Here is a 16,730-nt window from a genome sequence, read left to right on the forward strand (position 1 = left end):
CTGCCAGCACACCATGGTGCGGCGGGCGAGCGCGGCAACCTCGACGAACAGCTCGCTGCGCACCGGCACCGCCATTTCGGCGGCCGCGGTCGGCGTCGGCGCGCGCTTGTCGGCGACGAAGTCGATCAGCGTGATGTCGGTCTCGTGGCCGACCGCCGAGATCAGCGGGATATGGCTCTCGGCCGCGGCGCGGACCACGATCTCCTCGTTGAACGACCACAGGTCCTCCAGCGAGCCGCCGCCGCGCGCGACGATGAGCAGATCGGGCCGTGGAATCCGGCCGCCCTCCGGCAGCGCGTTGAAGCCGCGGATCGCGGCCGCCACCTGTTCGGCCGAGCCGTCGCCCTGCACCTTGACCGGCCAGACCAGCACGTGGCGGGGGAAGCGGTCCTCCAGCCGGTGCAGGATGTCGCGGATCACGGCGCCGGTCGGCGAGGTGACGACGCCGATCACCTCGGGCAGCCAGGGCAAGAGTTGCTTGCGGGCCTCGTCGAACAGGCCCTCGGCGGCGAGCTTCTTCTTGCGCTCCTCCATCAGTGCCATCAGCGCGCCGACGCCGGCCGGCTCCAGCGAATCGATGACGATCTGGTACTTCGAGGAGTTCGGATAGGTGGTCAGCTTGCCGGTGGCGATGACCTCGAGGCCCTCCTGCGGCTTGAAGCGCATCCGGGCGTGGGCGAACTTCCAGATCACGGCCTCGATCTTGGCGCTCTCGTCCTTCAGGGCGAAATAGCAGTGGCCGGAGGAATGCGGGCCGCGAAAGCCCGAAATCTCGCCGCGGACACGGACATGGCCGAAGCGGTCCTCCACCGTCCGCTTCAGGGCGGAGGAGAGTTCCGAGACGGTGAATTCAGGCGCGTTGACGAGATTCGGAGCAGCGGTCATCTGATCTATAGAATCGGGGTTTTCGACCCCGTGTGCAAGGTCCGGACGCCGCGTTTCAGGCGTCGAATCACATATCCACATCTGATCGAACCGCGTGTTGCTGCGGTTCGGGAGCGTGCTAAACCGGACGAAATGGCGTTACAACCCCTCTGATCGGCGACACAGATGAACATCCTCCTGCTCGGTTCCGGCGGCCGCGAACATGCGCTGGCGTGGAAGATCGCCGCGTCTCCGCTGGTGACGAAACTCTGGTGCGCGCCGGGCAATACCGGGATCGCGCGCGAGGCCGAATGCGTCGCGCTCGACGTCGCCGACCATGCCGCGGTGATCGAATTCTGCCGGGGCAATGCGGTCGATCTGGTGGTGGTCGGGCCGGAGACGCCGCTGGCCGCCGGGATCGTCGACGAGCTCGCCGCGGTCGACATCAAGGCGTTCGGGCCCACCAAACAGGCCGCCCAGCTCGAGGGCTCCAAGGGCTTCACGAAGGACCTCTGCAGCGAGTTCGACATTCCGACCGGCGCCTATCGCCGCTTCGACAATGCGAAGGACGCGGTGGCCTATGTCCGCGCCCAGGGCGCGCCGATCGTGGTCAAGGCCGACGGGCTCGCGGCCGGCAAGGGCGTCGTGGTGGCACAGACGCTGTCCGAGGCCGAGGCCGCGATTGCGATGATGTTCGAGGGCGCGTTCGGCTCGGCCGGCGCCGAGGTGGTGATCGAGGAGTTCTTGTCGGGCCGCGAGATCAGCTTCTTCGCGCTGTGCGACGGCGAGACCGCGATCCCGCTGGCCTCGGCGCAGGACCACAAGCGGGTGTTCGATCACGACAAGGGGCCGAACACCGGCGGCATGGGCGCCTATTCGCCGACGCCGTTCGTGACATCAGAGGTGCACGACCAGATCATGGCGCGGATCATCCTGCCGACGGTGGCCGGGATGAAGAGCCGCGGCATGCCGTTCAAGGGCGTGCTCTATGCCGGCGTGATGCTGACCGCGCAGGGCCCAAAACTGTTCGAATACAATGTCCGCTTCGGCGATCCCGAGTGCCAGGTGCTGATGCTGCGGATGATGTCGGACATCGTGCCGGCGCTGCTCGCCTCCATCGATGGGCAATTGAAGAACTTCGATCTGCGCTGGTATCCGGACCCGGCGCTGACGGTGGTGATGGCGGCGAAGGGCTATCCCGGCGATTACATCAAGGGCACGCGGATCGACGGTCTCGACGACGCCGCCAAGGTCGAGGGCGTCGAGATCTTCCACGCCGGCACGGTGGCGAAGGATGGCGCAATCATCGCCAATGGCGGGCGGGTGCTGAACGTCTGCGCGATGGGCAAGACGGTCACCGAGGCGCGCGACCGCGCCTATCAGGCTGTCGATCGGATCAAATGGCCGGACGGATTCTGCCGTCGCGATATCGCCTGGCAGGCGGTGGAGGCGGAGAAGGGTTGATCGATCCGGCCTCAGCGGCGACAATGGCGCGCCCCGGGGCCTTCGAATGACCGATTTCAGACTGCCCGAGACGCACTACGCGCAAAGCGCCGACGCGAGCATCGCCTATCAGGTGATGGGCGATGGTCCTGTCGACATCATCCTTGTCCCCGGCTTGTTCTCGCACATCGAGTTCATGCACGAGATGCCCGGCTACACCGCCGTGCTGCGCCGCCTGTCGCGCTTCGCCCGGGTCGTGACCTTCGACAAACGCGGACAGGGATTGTCGGATCGGATGACCGGCGCGCCCTCCCTCGAGCAGCGCATGGACGACGTCCGGGCCATCATGGATGCCATCGGCTCCACGAAGGCGGTGTTGTTCGGCTTCTCCGAGGGCTGTCCGATGAGTGTGCTGTTTGCAGCGACCTATCCGGACCGCGTTTCGCATCTCGTTCTGCTCGGTAGTTTTGCCCGCTCGAAGGATCGCCTGCCGGACGACGTGTGGCAGCTGCGCTGCGACGAGATCGTGCAGAACTGGGGTTCCGGCGACACGGTCAAGACTGTCGCGCCGAGCCAGGCAACGAATGCAGAAGTGATCGCGCAGATCGCGAAATTCGAGCGGCTGTCGAGCAGTCCGGGAGCGTTGCGGACGCTGCTCGTTCTCAATCGCGCGATCGACGTCACGACGATCCTGCCGATGCTGCAGACTCCGACGCTTGTCCTGCATCGGATGGGCGATGCCCGCGTTCCCGTGGCGCTCGGCCGTGCCGTCGCGCGCTCGATCCCCGCCGCGAAATACGTGGAATATCCGGGCTGCGATCACTACTATTGGGTCGGCGAGACCGAGGCGATGCTCGGCGACATCGAGGAATTCGTCACCGGCCATCGCGATGGTGGTGATGCCGAGCTCGACCGTGTGCTTGCGACCGTGCTGTTCACCGATATCGTCGATTCCACCCGCAGCGCCGCGGTGATGGGTGATCATCGTTGGCGACGCCTGCTCGACGATCACGATCAGCTCGCGCAGCAGATGGTCGGCCGCCATCGCGGCCATCTGGTGAAGAGCACTGGCGACGGCATTCTGGCGACCTTCGACGGTCCCGGCCGCGCCGTACGCTGCGCGCTGGCGTTCGGCTCGGCCGCGCAGCAGATCGGCCTGCCGGTGCGAGCAGGCCTGCACACCGGCGAGATCGAGGTGAGGGGAGCGGATATCGGCGGCATAGCGGTACACGCCGCGGCGCGCGTGATGTCGCAGTGCGGCTCGAACGAGGTGCTGGTGTCGCGCGTGGTGACCGATCTGGTCGCGGGCGCCGGGTTGAAATTCGCCGAGCGCGGCGCGTTCGAGCTGAAGGGACTGCCCGGGACATGGGAGCTGTTTGCGGCGAGCGGCTAGGCCCCGCCCCACGCCGTCATTCCGGACGACGCGCATCGCGCGCCGATCCGGAATCACGATGTTGTGGGCACCTTCTCACCTTATCTCGAGATTCCGGGTTTGGCGCGTTGCGCCGCCCCGGAATGACGAAGTAGGTCAGAGCAGATCCCCGCCCGCCGCTGACGCCGTGGTGCCGTGCTCGCGGAACGCCTTGATGACGTTCTTGCCGATCTTCCACTTGTGCACCTCGTCGGGGCCGTCGACCAACCGCTGCGAGCGCACCTGGGTGTACCATTTCGCCAGTGGCGTATCCTGGCTGAAGCCGAGCGCGCCGTGCAGCTGGATCGCGGTGTCGATCACCTTGTGCACCATGTGGGCGTGGAAGATCTTGGCGATCGAGTTCTCCTGCCGGATGTCGAGGCCCTTCTCCGCCTTGTAGGCGATGTGCAGCAGCATCAGCCGGCCGATATAAAGCTCGCTCGCGCAGTCGGCGAGCATGAACTGCACCGCCTGACGGTCGGCCAGCAACTGGCCAAAGGTCGAGCGCTTGGTGACATGGGCGGCCGCCATGTCGAGCGCGCGCTGCGCCTTGGCAACGTTGTGCATGCCGTGGCGCAGCCGGCCGTAGGCGAGGCGGTGCTGGCCCATGTTGAAGCCGTTGCCCTCGCCGCCGAGCAGATTGTCGGCCGGCACCTTCAGATCCTTGATCTCGATCTCGGAATGGCCGCCATGGATCACGTCGTCATGCGGACCCTCGATCGCCATGTTGGCGACGTTGCGCTTGATGCGGTAGCCGGGGTTGGGCAGCTCGACGATGAAGGTCGAGTATTGCTTGTGGCGCGGCGCGTTCGGATCGGTCTTCGCCATCACCAGCGCGAGGTCGGCGACGCTTGCCGACGAGGAGAACCATTTCTCGCCGTTGAGGATGTAGTTCTCGTTGCCGTCCTTCACGGCCGTGGTCTGCATGCCGGTGGCGTCGGCGCCGGCGGCCTTCTCGGTCATCGAGAAGCAGATGCGCTTCTCGCCGTTCAACAGCGGTTTAAGGAATTTTTCCTTCTGGTACTCGGTGCCATGCGCCAGGATCGTCATCATCGAGGCGTCGTCCGGTCCCTGCGTGTTCATCGAGAGCGCGCCGAGCATGCTCTCGCCGAGCTCCATCTGCACCAGCGCGTTGGCGAGCGGGCCAAGGCCCATACCGCCGTACTCCTTGGGCACGAAGGGGCACCACAGACCCTGCGCGCGGGCCTTCTTCCGCAGCGGTCCCAGCACCTCGGAAAGCGGCTTGGTGTCGAGTTCCTTTTCCGCCGGAATGCACTCGTCGTGGACGAATTTGCGAACCTTCTCGCGGATCGCCTTGGCCTCCGCGGGGATTTCGAAGTCGATCGACATGGCACTTCCTCGTTTCATGTTGTTGTTGGCAGGACTTGAGGATGGCATAAACCTCGCCAAAGCCAGCGGCAACGCCGAACAAAGTTTGAAGCAGCGCCCGCGACAGGGAAGGAGCTACCGATGCCTGATCTCGCTGATCTTTTTCCCGGCTATGAATCAAAATGGATCAACACCTCGCAGGGCCGCATCTTCGCCCGTGTCGGCGGCAAGGGCCCGCCATTGCTGCTGCTGCACGGCTTCTCCTCGACGCACGTGATGTGGCACACGGTTGCGCCGAAACTCGACGACAGGTTCACGCTGATCATCGCCGACCTGCCGGGCTACGGCTGGTCCGACATGCCCGACAGCGACAAGGATCATACGCCCTACACCAAGCGGGCCTGGGCGAAGACCATGGTCGAGGTGATGGAGCAGCTCGGGCATGTGCATTTCGCGCTCGCCGGTCACGACCGTGGCGGCCGGGTGTCGTACCGGCTCGCGCTCGATCATCCCGGCCGGCTGTCGAAGCTTGCGGTGCTCGATATCGCGCCGACCTATGATTACTGGCAGAAGCTCAATCGCCTGTCCGCGCTGAAGATCTATCACTGGGCGTTCCTGGCGCAGCCCTATCCGCTGCCGGAGACGCTGATCTCCAACAATGGCGAATTCTTCCTCAGGGAGAAGATGGCGAGCCAGACCAAAAGCAAGACGCTGGAGGCGATCGATCCGCGCGCGCTCGCGCACTACCTCGCGCCATTCCGCGATCCCGCGCGCATCCACGCGATGTGCGAGGACTATCGCGCCGGCGCCTATGCCGACTACGAGATCGACAAGGCCGATGTCGACGCCGGCAAGAAGATCACGATCCCGATGCTGGCATTGTGGGGCGATGCCGGGGTTGCCAGCGCGGCAACGACGCCGCTCGACACCTGGAAGACCTGGGCCACCAATGTCAGCGGCGCGCCGGTGGCGTCGGGGCACTTCCTGCCCGAGGAGGCTCCGGACGCGACCGCGAAACTGCTGCGGGAGTTTTTCCTGGCGGGGTGACCCCGCTCTGCCACCGTCATCCTGAGGTGCGAGCGGAGCGAGCCTCGAAGGATGAATCGGCCCGGCTGGTGGCCGTGCATCCTTCGAGACGCGCTACGCGCTCCTCAGGATGACGGGATCAACGGCTGAGAGCTCTGTAGCCCGGATGGAGCGCAGCGAAATCCGGGACGGTCTCCGCGGAGAGGTCTCCCCGGATTGCGCTGCGCTTCATCCGGGCTACAGGTCGTCCGCGCTACGGATTCGTCAGCGTCGCTCCCTGAAGAACTCGCGCAGCAGGCGCGCGGACTCGGTCTCGCCGACCGCGCCATAGACCTCCGGCACGTGGTGGCAGGTCGGCTGCGCGAAGAACCGCACGCCTGACTCGACCGCGCCGCCCTTGGGGTCGGCGGCGCCGTAATACAGCCGGCGGATGCGGGCAAAGGAGATTGCGCCGGCGCACATGGTGCAGGGCTCCAGCGTCACGTAGAGGTCGCAATCGACCAGCCGCTCGGTGCCGATGGCCTCGGCGGCCTGCCGGATCGCGAGGATTTCCGCATGGGCCGTCGGATCGCGGTCGGTCAGGGTGCGGTTGCCGGCGGTGGCGATCACCTCGTAGCCCCGCACAATCACGCATCCGATCGGAACCTCGCCCGCTTTTCCGGCATTTTCGGCGGTTTTTAGCGCCAGATCCATGAAAGAAGGGGCAGACATGCCTCGTATCATCGGAAGAAACCTGCTAGTAGCGTCGCCTTCAGCAGAAGTGGATGCCGGTTTTGCGCCAGTCGCGCCCAGATGGCGCGCGTATCGCCGGTTGCCCTGCGCCCCAATTGAACCTCCAGGCGAGAACATTCATGCCCCGCGACAGCGACAAAAACAACGATTCCCGCGGCCGGCGGGACCGGGGGGCGCCCGGGAAGGGGCGGCCCAGTGGCTCCCGCGGATCTGACAAGCCGTTCGGCAAGCGCAGCTTCGGCGGCAAGCCAGATCGTGGCAAGGGTGATCGCGACAAGCGCGCGTTCGGCGACAAGGGCGAGGGCCGCTCGTTCCGCCGCCGCGAGGACGGCGATGCGCCGCGCCGCGATTACGGCGACCGGCCGCGCTTCAAGCGCGACGACCGCGGCGGCGAGGGTGGCGGAAAGCGCCCGTTCAAGCCGCGCGGCGAGCGCCGGGACTTTGATGCGGGCGATCGTCCTCAGCGCGGCGGCGCGCGTTCGGAAGGCCGGTCATCCGACCGCAAGTTCGGCGAGAAGCGGTCCTATGGCGATCGCGAAAAGCGTCCCTACACGCCGCGTGGCGAGCGTGACGGCGAGAAGCGGACCTTTGCGCCGCGCGGCGAGCGCGCCGAGCGCAAATTCGACGACCGGAAGTTTTCGCGCGGCGATCGCGACAAGGGTTCATTCCGCGACAAGGGCGAAGGCCGCCCGTTCCGCCGCCGCGAGGATGGCGACGCACCGCGCCGGGATTTCGGCGATCGGCCGCGGTTCAAGCGCGACCGCGACTTCGAAGGCCGCGACCGCAGCGACGAGAAGCCCTGGCAGAAGCGGGATCGCAAACCGCGCGACGACCGCGGCGCCGACGAGCGTCCGCGCTTTTCGCGGTCGCGCGACGATCGCGGTGGCGACCGTCCGCGGTTCTCCAGGTCCCGCGACGACCGCGAGCAGGGTGATCGTCCGAAGTTCGGCCGGCCGCGCTGGGATCGTCATGATGAAGATGGTGGCCGCGACAATCGCCGGCGCGAGCGCCCCGAAGGCCGCACCGACTGGCAGGAGCATCCGCGCAGCGAAGGCCGCTTCTCCGACCGGCCGCGCCGCGACAATGAGGACGACAGCAGGATCTTTGCGAAGCGCCCGGCCTTCGGCGGCCGCGGCGCCTATCGCGAGCGCGCCACTGACGATCGGCGCGAGCGTCCCGAGCCGAAGCCGAAGAAGACAGGCGAACGCATCGCCAAGGTCTTGGCGCGCGCCGGTCTCGCCTCGCGCCGCGATGCCGAGGAGATCGTCACGCAAGGGCGCGTCACCGTCAACGGACGCGTGATCAACTCGCCGGCGCTCGATATCACCGACAACGATGTGGTGGCGGTCGACGGCAAGCCGTTGCCGCCGCGCGAGCGGACGCGGCTGTTCATGTATCACAAGCCGCGCGGGCTGATGACGACGCACGCCGATCCCGAGGGGCGGCCGACCGTGTTCGACAATCTGCCCGAGGGCTTGCCGCGGCTGATCTCGATCGGCCGGCTGGATTTCAACACCGAGGGCCTGCTGCTGCTGACCAATGACGGCGGGCTGGCCCGGACGCTGGAGCATCCCGACACCGGATGGCTGCGCCGTTACCGCGTGCGCGCGCATGGCGAAGTGACGCAGGGCCAGCTCGACCAGCTCAAGGGTGGCGTCGAGGTCGACGGCGTCAAATACGGGCCGATCGATGCGACATTGGAACGCGACCAGAGCGCCAATGTGTGGGTGGTGTTCGCGATCCGCGAGGGCAAGAACCGCGAGGTGCGCAACGTGATGGCGCATCTCGGGCTCGAGGTGAATCGCCTGATCCGGATCTCCTACGGCCCGTTCCAGCTCGGCGAGCTCGAGGAGGGCAAGGTCGAGGAGGTCAAGACGCGGGTGCTGCGCGAGCAGCTCGGCGACAAGATCGCCAAGATCGCGGGCGCCGACTTCACCCGGCCGGAGCAGCGTGACGCCGCCGACGGCGACGATGCACCGGCGAGGAAGCCGAAGCCCAGCAAGCGCGAAACCATCAACGATCGCAAGGGCCGCCGCGTGCTGGTGCAGCGCACCGGCAGCGAGGAAGCGCGTGCCCGCAATGAAGACGAAGCGAGCGGCTACGGCCCGCCGCGCCGTCCCAAGCGCGGCTATCATGGCAAGCGCGATCTCAAGCCGCGGGACGAGTAACGGTCAATGCGCGTCGTCGGGGGCAGGCTGAAGGGCCGCAATCTCGCTTCGCCTGCGGGCCGCGAGATTCGTCCGACCGCGGACCGCCTGCGCGAGTCCGTGTTCAACATTCTCATCCACGCCTACGACAATCCGATCGAGGACGCCCGCGTGCTCGATCTGTTTGCCGGCACCGGCGCGCTCGGCATCGAGGCGGCCTCGCGCGGCGCAAAGTTCACGCTGTTCGTCGACAATGGCGCCGAGGCGCGGGCGCTGCTGCGCAACAATGTCGAGTCGCTCGGCCTCGGCGGCACGACCAAGGTCTATCGCCGCGATGCCACCGATCTTGGACCGGCGCATCCGGTCGAGCCGTTCTCGCTGGTGTTTCTCGATCCGCCCTATGGCAAGGGGCTCGCGGAGAAGGCGCTCGCCTCGCTGCGCGACGGCGGCTGGCTGACGCCGGGCGCGCTGCTCGTGGTGGAAGAGGCGAAGGCCGCGGCGTTCGCGGCGCCCGAAGGCTTCGAGGAGCTCGAGCGGCGGGCCTATGACGACACGGAGTTCGTGTTCTTGCGAGCTGTCGCCGCGATCTAGTGTGTCGTCCCTGCCTAGTGCGCAATTGCGCACGGGAGCAGGGACCCATAACCACGAAACTGTGTTGTGGAGGCACGCTGGGGCCCCCGCCTCTCTCAAACGGGAGATCGGTGGTTATGGGTCCCGGGTCGCGCTTCGCTTGCCCGGGACGACGGGGATGGAGACTACCTCCGCCCGAACAGCTTCTCGATATCGCTCAGCTTCAATTCGACATAGGTCGGGCGGCCGTGGTTGCACTGGCCGGAGTTCGGCGTGTCTTCCATCTCGCGGAGCAGCGCGTTCATCTCTTCCGGCTTGAGGCGGCGGCCGGCACGGACCGAGCCGTGGCAGGCCATGGTGGCGGCGACGTGCATCAGCCGGCGCTCCAGCGGCAGCGCCTCGTCCCACTCGGCCATGTGCTCGGCGAGGTCGCGCAACAGGCCCGCCGCATTGGCCTTGCCGAGCAGCGAGGGCGTTTCGCGCACGGCGACCGCGCCGGGGCCGAAGGATTCGATCGCCAGCCCGAACGACGCCAGCTCTTCGGCGCGGTCGAGCAGCTTCTCGACGGTCGCCTCATCGAGCTCGACGATCTCGGGGATCAAGAGGATCTGCCGCTGCACGCCGTTCTTCGCCAGCGAGGCCTTCAGTCTCTCATAGACGATGCGCTCATGGGCTGCGTGCTGGTCGACCACGATCAGGCCATCGCGGGTCTGCGAGACGATGTAGGTCTCGTGGATCTGGGTGCGCGCAGCGCCGAGCGGCCGGTCGAGCAGGTCGGGCGCGGTCTCGAAGCGGACATCGGCGGTCGGCGCGCCGACGTCGAAGGCCGACTGTCCGGGCTCGGCGAAGGCGGGCGCCGCCGCACCCTCGAACGCGCGCATCGGACCAGCCGGATAGGACGGCGAGCCGCGCCAGTCCCAATTGCCCGGGCGTGGCGGCGTAAAGGCCGGGCGGAACGCGGAGAGCGCGGCGCCGTCGGCGGAATTGGCGGCGGTGCGCTTGCCCTCGCGCGCAAGGCCTTCCTTCAGGGCGTGCACGATCAGCGCGCGGACCAGGCCGGCATTGCGGAACCGCACCTCGGTCTTGGCCGGATGCACATTGGCGTCGACGCCCTCGGGGTCGCAGGTCACAAACAGCGCCACGACGGGATGGCGGTCGCGCGGCAGATAGTCGGAATAGGCCGCGCGCACCGCGCCAAGGATCAGCTTGTCGCGCACCGGGCGGCCGTTGACGAACAGATATTGCCCGAGCGCGTTGGCGCGGGTCAGCGACGGCGCGGCGGCAAAGCCTTCGACCACGACCCCCTCGCGCTCGGCGCGCACCTCGATCGCACTGGCGCGAAAATCCGCGCCCAGGATATCGCCGAGCCGGGTCAGCCGGCCGGCGGCGCCGGGCAGCGCTGCGGCCCAGGTGACCGGCGCGCGCTCTTCTCCGGCCAGCGTGAAGGCGATGTCCGGGCGCGCCATGCCGAGCCGCCGCACCACCTCGCGGATCGCCTCCGCCTCGGTGCGGTCGGTCTTGAGGAATTTCAGCCGCGCCGGCGTGGCGTAGAACAGTTCGTTGACCTCGACGCGGGTGCCCTGGCCGAGCGCGGCCGGCATGACCTCCGACTTCTCGCCGCCCTCGACCGACAGCGACCAGGCATGCGGCTCGCTGGCATGGCGCGTGGTGATGCCGAGCTTTGCGACCGCGCCGATCGAGGGCAGCGCCTCGCCGCGGAACCCGAGCGTGCGGATGCGCAACAGGTCTTCGTCGTCGAGCTTGGAGGTGGCGTGACGGTCGACCGCAAGCGCAAGGTCCGCGCGGGTCATGCCGCCGCCGTCGTCGGTGATGCCGATCCGGCGCCGCCCGCCGCCATCGGTGAAAACATCGATCCGGCTGGCGCCGGCGTCGATCGCGTTCTCGACCAGTTCCTTGACCACGCTCGCGGGGCGTTCGACCACTTCGCCGGCGGCGATGCGGTTGACGAGCTGTTCGGGAAGCTGGCGGACGGGCATGGATTGGACGTTCGGAGCGCGATTCGAGGCTGGCCATTACTATAAGTCGCCGCGCCGGCAAATGCATGGGACCGATCTGGCGGCCGGATGCGGGGTGGGGATGAGTCCGGCCTATCGCCTTGAAGACGCTTGGCTTCGGCGGCCGGCGCGTTACACCCTACGTCCCGATTGTGGGGCAGCGTGCACAGGTATATCGTTTAGAAAAATTATAAGTTCTCGCCGGAGGAACGCCATGTGCCATCTTTTCGCGCATCAGCCGCAACGCGACTATGAATCGCAGACCCGATCGTTGCGGATCGACGGCCATTGCACCTCGATCCGGCTGGAAATGTCGTTCTGGGATACGCTCGAGGAGATCGCGGCCAAGGAAGGCATGACGCTGGCCAAGTTCCTCACCACCCTGCACAACGAGGTGCTCGATCATCACGGCGAGGTGAACAATTTCGCGTCGCTGCTGCGCTGCTCCTGCCTGATCTACCGCGCCAAGGCGAATGCGCCGGCGGTGGTCCCGGACTATCGCGGGGCGGCGGCGATCATGGACGCGGCGGAATAGCGTCAGCCCCAATCCATCGTGCAAAGAGAAAAGCGGCCTTGTCCTATTGGGCAAGGCCGCTTCAGTGAGAGGGGAATTGTATTTTCTTGCTGGATCTCCTCGCTAGATCTCCTTGCGCTGCATCGCGCCGGCGATGTGGTCGGCCTGTCGGATCGCCAGCGACACGATCGTCAGCGTCGGGTTGCACGCCGCACCGCTCGTGAACTGGCTGCCGTCGGAGACGAACAGGTTCTTGATGTCGTGGGTCTGGCCGAACTTGTTGACCACGCCATCGCGCGGCTTCTCGCTCATCCGGTTGGTGCCCATGTTGTGGGTCGAGGGATAGGGCGTCGTCGGATAGGTGACGGTGGCGCCGACCGCCTCATAGACCGCGGAGCCCTGCTTGTAGGCGTGATCGCGCATCGCGACGTCGTTCGGATGATCGTCGAAATGCACGCTGGCGACCGGCATGCCGAACTTGTCCTTGATCTTCGGATCCAGCGTGATGCGGTTGGTCTCCTGCGGCATGTCCTCGCCGACCAGCCACATGCCGGCCATCCGCGGATAGCCCTCGATCGCGCTGGTGAAGCTGCGTCCCCAGGCGCCGGGATTGAGGAACGCGGCCATGAAGGGCAGGCCGAGCGACAGCGTCTCCATCTCGTAGCCGCCGACGAAGCCGCGCTTCGGATCGTTCTTGGCCTCGTCGCGGATGATGCCGGCCATCGTGGTGCCGCGATACATGTGCACCGATTTCTCGAAGCTCGCATACACGCTGCCGGTCATGTGCCGCATGTAGTTGCGGCCGACCTGGCCGGATGAATTGGCGAGCCCGTCCGGGAACATGCTGGAGGCGCTGTTGAGCAAGAGCCGCGGGCTCTCGATCGAGTTGCCGGCGACCGCGACGACGCGGGCCTTCTGGCGCTGCATGGCGCCGGTCGAATCGGCATACACCACGCCGGTGACCTTGCCGGACTGGTCGTGCTCGATCTTGATCACCATGCTGCCGGGACGCACTTCGAGATTGCCGGTGGCTTCGCCCTTCGGGATCTCGGTGTAGAGCGTCGACCATTTGGCGCCCGACTTGCAGCCCTGGAAGCAGAAGCCGATCTGCTGGCAGGAGCCGCGGCCGTCGCGCGGCTCGCTGTTGATCGCCATCCGCCCGGTGTGCACCTCCTTGTAGCCGAGCTTCCTGGCGCCGGCCTCCATCACCTTGAAGTTATTGTTGCCGGGCAGTCCCGGGATGCCGTTGGTGCGGGTGACGCCCATCTTGTCCTCGGCCTTGGCGTACCACGGCTCCATCTCGGCGAGCGTGATCGGCCAGTCGATCAGGTTGGCGCCGGGAATGGCGCCATAGGCCGACTTGATCTTGAACTCGTGCTCGTCGAAACGCAGCGAGGCGCCGGCCCAGTGCGTGGTCGAGCCGCCGACCGCCTTCACGATCCAGGCCGGCAGGCCTGGAAAGTCCTGGTGGACGCGCCAGCTGCCCGAGGTCGAGCGTGCGTCGGACCAGGCGAGCTGGGTGAAGCTGTCCCATTCATCGTTGATGAAGTCCTGGTTCTCGATGCGCGGGCCGGCCTCCAGGATCACGACCTTGACGCCCTTCTGCGCCAGTTCATTGCCGAGCGTTCCGCCGCCGGCACCGGAGCCGACGATCACCACAACGCCGCTGTCATTCAGATCGAATTTTGCCATTGTTTCCTCCCGACCCGTTCAGACCTTCGGCAGCCAGTCGATATCGGCAAAGCCGCGCTTGATGTAGCCGCCATGCTCGGCGGAGGAGCCCTCGTAGCCGAACCGCGGCCACACCTCCTTGTTGTTGTAGATGGAGACGATGAGGTCGCCGCGGATCTTCTGGAAGAACGCGCTTTGCTCGATCTGTTGCAGCAGCGCGACGCGGTCGTTTTCCCAGGCAACCTGGACATAAGGCATCTTGTGGCGGTCATTGGCCGCCTGATCGAGCCTCGTGACGCCGTCATTGATCAGCGACTTGACCGCCGGATCCTTCGCCGCCTTCTCGTCATACGGCTTGACCGCCGCTATGTAGTAGCTGTCGCCGAGGAAGTCGTGCGGATAGATGTCGCGCGCCATCTTCAGCAGCGTCTTCAGCGTGGCCGGCGTCAGCGTCGTGGCGCCTTCGGCCCACGCATCGGTGATGCCGAGCCCCGTCGAGGTCGCAATCGCGACTGCGGGTGCGGTAACGGCCGCGCCTTTGAGAAAGACACGCCGGTCATATTTGCTGCGTCGATCGATTTCTCTCATGGGTTCCTCCGTCAATTTTTATTTGTGCAATTGCCTTGTTGTTTGAGCATGCTCTTTTTGCTTGAGCATGATCCTGTCGGAAAACCGGTCTCCACTTTTCCGGATCATGCTCTAGCCGAAGCGCCCGCCGCGCTGGATCACCTCGATCTTGTAGCCGTCGGGATCGGAGACGAAGAAGAAGCGCGCCAGCGTCTTGCCGTCATGCTTGAAGTCGCGCAGCGGCCCGGGCGACAGTTTCTCCTTTTCGAAGCGCGCGTGCTCGGCATCGACGTCATCGACGATGACGGCGAGATGGCCGTAGCCGTCGCCGAGCGTGTAAGGTTCCTTGCGATCGAAATTGACCGTGAGCTCGACCTCGAAGGGCGAGGAGGGATGGCGCAGATAGATCAGCGCGAAATCGGGAAATCTCAGATTGTCCGCGATCTCGAGGCCAAACGCGCGCCGGTAGAAGTCGAGCGCCTTTGCCTCGTCGAACACGCGGATCATCGAATGCACGGGTTTCGCCATTCAGTTCAACTCCTTCAGATAGGCGATGATCATGGCGCGGGTTTCCGGCTTGGCCTGCCGGTAGGCCATCACGGCGCCGGGGATCACCTCCTGCGGATTGGTCAGCCAGGCGTCGAGCCTCGCGTCGTCCCAGACGAAATCGGCCTTGCCGAAGCCCGCGGAATATTTGAAGCCGTCGGCCTTGCCGGCGTGGCGGCCGACGATCCTGTAGAGCGACGGTCCTTGCCGGACGGCATCCGACATGTTGGTGGTGTGGCAGGTCGCGCATTGCTGCTTGAACAGCGTCGCCCCATCGGGCGGCTTGGCGGCGGGCAAGGGCATCTGTGCGCCGGCCATTTGCATTGCAAGCATTGCGCTGCAAAATCCCAGCCCCAACGTCCACCTTGCGCGCAGCTTTGTCATCTACACCACCGCCTCTGTGCGGTGACTGTAGGAGGCTGAAATCCGCCGTTGGTAGTAGCGGGCTGTTTCACAGCAGAACAAAGCTGGGCGATGATCTGGCGCGGAACCGGTGGTTGCCGCATATGCGGACGACAATTTCGCAAAATGACCGCGAAATCCCTGCACGATCACCACACGACGCAGCTTGCATCTCGCGTGCGCCGTTTGCGGAAAATGCAGTCTCGCGCGATGGGGTTCAGGATCGGCGCTGCAAACGGCGCACCACCTGCGCCGCTCCTCCATCGTCAATTAAAATCCCAGGAGAAATGGATGACGTTTGCAAAAACCAGCGTGCTCGCCCTTGCCATCTCGGCCGCGATGGCCGGCCCGGTCCTGGCACAGGGAACGACTGCACCGGATACCCAGCTTCGCGGCGGTGCGCAGGGCAGAGGTACCATGCAGCAGGGCGGCGGCATGTCCGGCAGCGGCGATGAGGAAATGGCGGCGCAGCCGACTGCGCCGACGCAGAAGAGCGGTGCCACCGCCAAGTCAGGCAGCAAGGGAACGGTCGGCAGCGGACGCACGGCACCGAAGTCGGGCGGTTCCGAGATGGCGCCTGCAACCAAGAAATACTAGAGCCTTCCCGGTTCTGATCGGTCAGAACCGGAACTCCAGCTTCTTGCTCTAACGCGTTTTCTTCACGCGAACCGGCATCCGCTTCGCGCGAAAACGCTTCTGGTTACGCTGACCGGATCCCGGATGCAGTGCCGCGTGCGCTGCGTCCGGCGTTCCCTGGATCCGTTCCGATTGAATCGGAACGGGGCTCTAGATTCTGGATTTAACGCGCTTTCTTCACGCGAACCGGTATCCACTTCGCTCGAAAACGCTTTAATCGTCGAAACGGCGCGCGCCGCGCCCCGCCTTGATGTCGCTGCGGCGCTTCTTGCCCTCGAGCCGGCGCTGCTTGGAGCCGAGCGTCGGCTTGGTCGGCCGCCGCGGTGTCGGCCGCACCATCGCCTCCCTCAACATCTCGAGCAGCCGATCGATCGCATCAGCGCGATTGCGTTCCTGGGTGCGAAAGCGGAAGGCGTGGATCACGATCACGCCGTCCTTGGTCATGCGGCTGCCGGCGAGCCGCGCCAGCCGCTGCGCGGCGTCCGGCGGCAATGCAATCTTGTTGGTATCGAAGCGAAGCTGCGCCGCGGTCGAGACCTTGTTGACATTCTGCCCGCCCGGGCCGGAGGCGCGGACAAAGACGATCTCAATGTCGTTCTCGTCGATCGCAAGGTCGCGGGACACCCGCAGCATGACATCACCCATGGAAGAATCGGCGGCCGCAGGATAGCGGGTTTGCGGTGGGCGTGCTTGAGCGGTGTTGGTGCGGGGGCGATGTCTGCGGTCGGAGCGCGCGGCGTCCGCGAGATGCGGATGATGGAAATGGAAGGCTGGAAGCCGCCATTTACCGGCTGGAAGGCCGAGGACATCGTCGCCCACGCCAAGGATATCTTCTTCTCCGAGGAGCAGATCAAGAT

At 65.9% G+C, this 16,730-nt stretch carries 16 protein-coding genes and 1 pseudogene; 8 read left to right on the top strand and 9 right to left on the bottom strand.

What is annotated here, in order from left to right; genetic code table 11:
* Positions 1 to 885, bottom strand: an 885-nt coding sequence (gene xseA, locus AC1VNY_RS40705; protein WP_482409404.1) for an exodeoxyribonuclease VII large subunit, incomplete at its 3' end; no start/stop codon positions are given.
* Positions 886 to 1,050: 165 nt separating this feature from the next.
* Here xseA and purD point away from each other — a divergent pair.
* Positions 1,051 to 2,328 (top strand): phosphoribosylamine--glycine ligase, encoded by a 1,278-nt coding sequence (gene purD / locus AC1VNY_RS40710; protein WP_482409405.1) that lies wholly within the window; start codon positions 1,051 to 1,053, stop codon positions 2,326 to 2,328.
* A 46-nt stretch (positions 2,329 to 2,374) separates the two neighbouring features.
* Positions 2,375 to 3,700: an adenylate/guanylate cyclase domain-containing protein gene (locus AC1VNY_RS40715; RefSeq protein WP_482409406.1), complete on the top strand. Its 1,326-nt coding sequence runs from the start codon at positions 2,375 to 2,377 to the stop codon at positions 3,698 to 3,700.
* Positions 3,701 to 3,835: 135 nt separating this feature from the next.
* Here AC1VNY_RS40715 and AC1VNY_RS40720 read toward each other — a convergent pair whose 3' ends face one another.
* Complete coding sequence (locus AC1VNY_RS40720; RefSeq protein WP_482409407.1) at positions 3,836 to 5,068, bottom strand: acyl-CoA dehydrogenase family protein; 1,233 nt, start codon at positions 5,066 to 5,068, stop codon at positions 3,836 to 3,838.
* 120 nt (positions 5,069 to 5,188) lie between these two features.
* Here AC1VNY_RS40720 and AC1VNY_RS40725 point away from each other — a divergent pair, with 120 nt between their 5' ends.
* A complete protein-coding gene (locus AC1VNY_RS40725; RefSeq protein WP_482409408.1) occupies positions 5,189 to 6,094 on the top strand; it encodes an alpha/beta fold hydrolase in 906 nt (301 codons plus the stop codon).
* A 243-nt stretch (positions 6,095 to 6,337) separates the two neighbouring features.
* Here AC1VNY_RS40725 and AC1VNY_RS40730 read toward each other — a convergent pair whose 3' ends face one another.
* Complete coding sequence (locus tag AC1VNY_RS40730; protein WP_244978690.1) at positions 6,338 to 6,784, bottom strand: nucleoside deaminase; 447 nt, start codon at positions 6,782 to 6,784, stop codon at positions 6,338 to 6,340.
* 140 nt (positions 6,785 to 6,924) lie between these two features.
* On the opposite strand from AC1VNY_RS40730, the gene AC1VNY_RS40735 reads away from it, so the two are divergent.
* Both AC1VNY_RS40735 and rsmD read left to right on the top strand, forming a co-directional pair.
* The gene (locus AC1VNY_RS40735) at positions 6,925 to 8,973 is read left to right on the top strand and encodes a pseudouridine synthase (protein WP_482409409.1); all 2,049 of its coding nucleotides are present in this window, start codon (positions 6,925 to 6,927) and stop codon (positions 8,971 to 8,973) included.
* A gap of 6 nt (positions 8,974 to 8,979) precedes the next feature.
* The gene (rsmD, locus tag AC1VNY_RS40740; RefSeq protein ID WP_482409410.1) at positions 8,980 to 9,543 is read left to right on the top strand and encodes a 16S rRNA (guanine(966)-N(2))-methyltransferase RsmD; all 564 of its coding nucleotides are present in this window, start codon (positions 8,980 to 8,982) and stop codon (positions 9,541 to 9,543) included.
* A 164-nt stretch (positions 9,544 to 9,707) separates the two neighbouring features.
* Here rsmD and mutL read toward each other — a convergent pair whose 3' ends face one another.
* A complete protein-coding gene (gene mutL / locus AC1VNY_RS40745) occupies positions 9,708 to 11,519 on the bottom strand; it encodes a DNA mismatch repair endonuclease MutL (RefSeq protein ID WP_482409411.1) in 1,812 nt (603 codons plus the stop codon).
* Positions 11,520 to 11,751: 232 nt separating this feature from the next.
* Here mutL and AC1VNY_RS40750 point away from each other — a divergent pair, with 232 nt between their 5' ends.
* Positions 11,752 to 12,072 (top strand): ribbon-helix-helix domain-containing protein, encoded by a 321-nt coding sequence (locus AC1VNY_RS40750; RefSeq protein WP_016848007.1) that lies wholly within the window; start codon positions 11,752 to 11,754, stop codon positions 12,070 to 12,072.
* Between the two features lie 102 nt (positions 12,073 to 12,174).
* On the opposite strand, the gene AC1VNY_RS40755 is transcribed toward AC1VNY_RS40750, so the two are convergent.
* The 4 genes from AC1VNY_RS40755 to AC1VNY_RS40770 form a co-directional block, all read right to left on the bottom strand.
* Positions 12,175 to 13,743 carry a GMC family oxidoreductase gene (locus tag AC1VNY_RS40755; RefSeq protein WP_482409412.1) on the bottom strand — a complete coding sequence of 523 codons (1,569 nt, stop codon included), beginning with the start codon at positions 13,741 to 13,743 and terminating at the stop codon, positions 12,175 to 12,177.
* An 18-nt stretch (positions 13,744 to 13,761) separates the two neighbouring features.
* Positions 13,762 to 14,310: a hypothetical protein gene (locus tag AC1VNY_RS40760; RefSeq protein WP_018269794.1), complete on the bottom strand. Its 549-nt coding sequence runs from the start codon at positions 14,308 to 14,310 to the stop codon at positions 13,762 to 13,764.
* A 111-nt stretch (positions 14,311 to 14,421) separates the two neighbouring features.
* Positions 14,422 to 14,817: a VOC family protein gene (locus AC1VNY_RS40765; RefSeq protein ID WP_482409413.1), complete on the bottom strand. Its 396-nt coding sequence runs from the start codon at positions 14,815 to 14,817 to the stop codon at positions 14,422 to 14,424.
* Positions 14,818 to 15,138 carry a c-type cytochrome gene (locus AC1VNY_RS40770; RefSeq protein ID WP_225645687.1) on the bottom strand — a complete coding sequence of 107 codons (321 nt, stop codon included), beginning with the start codon at positions 15,136 to 15,138 and terminating at the stop codon, positions 14,818 to 14,820. It abuts the gene before it with no gap.
* Between the two features lie 390 nt (positions 15,139 to 15,528).
* Here AC1VNY_RS40770 and AC1VNY_RS40775 point away from each other — a divergent pair, with 390 nt between their 5' ends.
* Positions 15,529 to 15,834 carry a hypothetical protein gene (locus AC1VNY_RS40775; protein ID WP_482409414.1) on the top strand — a complete coding sequence of 102 codons (306 nt, stop codon included), beginning with the start codon at positions 15,529 to 15,531 and terminating at the stop codon, positions 15,832 to 15,834.
* Positions 15,835 to 16,086: 252 nt separating this feature from the next.
* On the opposite strand, the gene arfB is transcribed toward AC1VNY_RS40775, so the two are convergent.
* Positions 16,087 to 16,506, bottom strand: a complete 420-nt coding sequence (gene arfB / locus AC1VNY_RS40780) for an alternative ribosome rescue aminoacyl-tRNA hydrolase ArfB (RefSeq protein WP_482409415.1) — start codon at positions 16,504 to 16,506, stop codon at positions 16,087 to 16,089.
* Between the two features lie 57 nt (positions 16,507 to 16,563).
* On the opposite strand from arfB, the pseudogene AC1VNY_RS40785 reads away from it, so the two are divergent.
* Positions 16,564 to 16,730: pseudogene (locus AC1VNY_RS40785) on the top strand (short-chain dehydrogenase); the annotation flags it as partial.

The sequence above is a fragment of the Bradyrhizobium ferriligni genome, assembly GCF_056837965.1.

Coding starts and splice junctions, on each gene's coding strand:
- rsmD (WP_482409410.1), top strand. CDS start 8,980: ATGCGCGTCGTCGGGGGCAGGCTGAAGGGCCGCAATCTCGCTTCGCCT.
- purD (WP_482409405.1), top strand. CDS start 1,051: ATGAACATCCTCCTGCTCGGTTCCGGCGGCCGCGAACATGCGCTGGCG.
- AC1VNY_RS40760 (WP_018269794.1), bottom strand. CDS start 14,310: ATGAGAGAAATCGATCGACGCAGCAAATATGACCGGCGTGTCTTTCTC.
- AC1VNY_RS40755 (WP_482409412.1), bottom strand. CDS start 13,743: ATGGCAAAATTCGATCTGAATGACAGCGGCGTTGTGGTGATCGTCGGC.
- AC1VNY_RS40720 (WP_482409407.1), bottom strand. CDS start 5,068: ATGTCGATCGACTTCGAAATCCCCGCGGAGGCCAAGGCGATCCGCGAG.
- mutL (WP_482409411.1), bottom strand. CDS start 11,519: ATGCCCGTCCGCCAGCTTCCCGAACAGCTCGTCAACCGCATCGCCGCC.
- AC1VNY_RS40770 (WP_225645687.1), bottom strand. CDS start 15,138: ATGCCCTTGCCCGCCGCCAAGCCGCCCGATGGGGCGACGCTGTTCAAG.
- AC1VNY_RS40715 (WP_482409406.1), top strand. CDS start 2,375: ATGACCGATTTCAGACTGCCCGAGACGCACTACGCGCAAAGCGCCGAC.
- AC1VNY_RS40750 (WP_016848007.1), top strand. CDS start 11,752: ATGTGCCATCTTTTCGCGCATCAGCCGCAACGCGACTATGAATCGCAG.
- AC1VNY_RS40765 (WP_482409413.1), bottom strand. CDS start 14,817: ATGGCGAAACCCGTGCATTCGATGATCCGCGTGTTCGACGAGGCAAAG.
- AC1VNY_RS40730 (WP_244978690.1), bottom strand. CDS start 6,784: ATGTCTGCCCCTTCTTTCATGGATCTGGCGCTAAAAACCGCCGAAAAT.
- AC1VNY_RS40725 (WP_482409408.1), top strand. CDS start 5,189: ATGCCTGATCTCGCTGATCTTTTTCCCGGCTATGAATCAAAATGGATC.
- arfB (WP_482409415.1), bottom strand. CDS start 16,506: ATGCTGCGGGTGTCCCGCGACCTTGCGATCGACGAGAACGACATTGAG.
- AC1VNY_RS40775 (WP_482409414.1), top strand. CDS start 15,529: ATGACGTTTGCAAAAACCAGCGTGCTCGCCCTTGCCATCTCGGCCGCG.
- AC1VNY_RS40735 (WP_482409409.1), top strand. CDS start 6,925: ATGCCCCGCGACAGCGACAAAAACAACGATTCCCGCGGCCGGCGGGAC.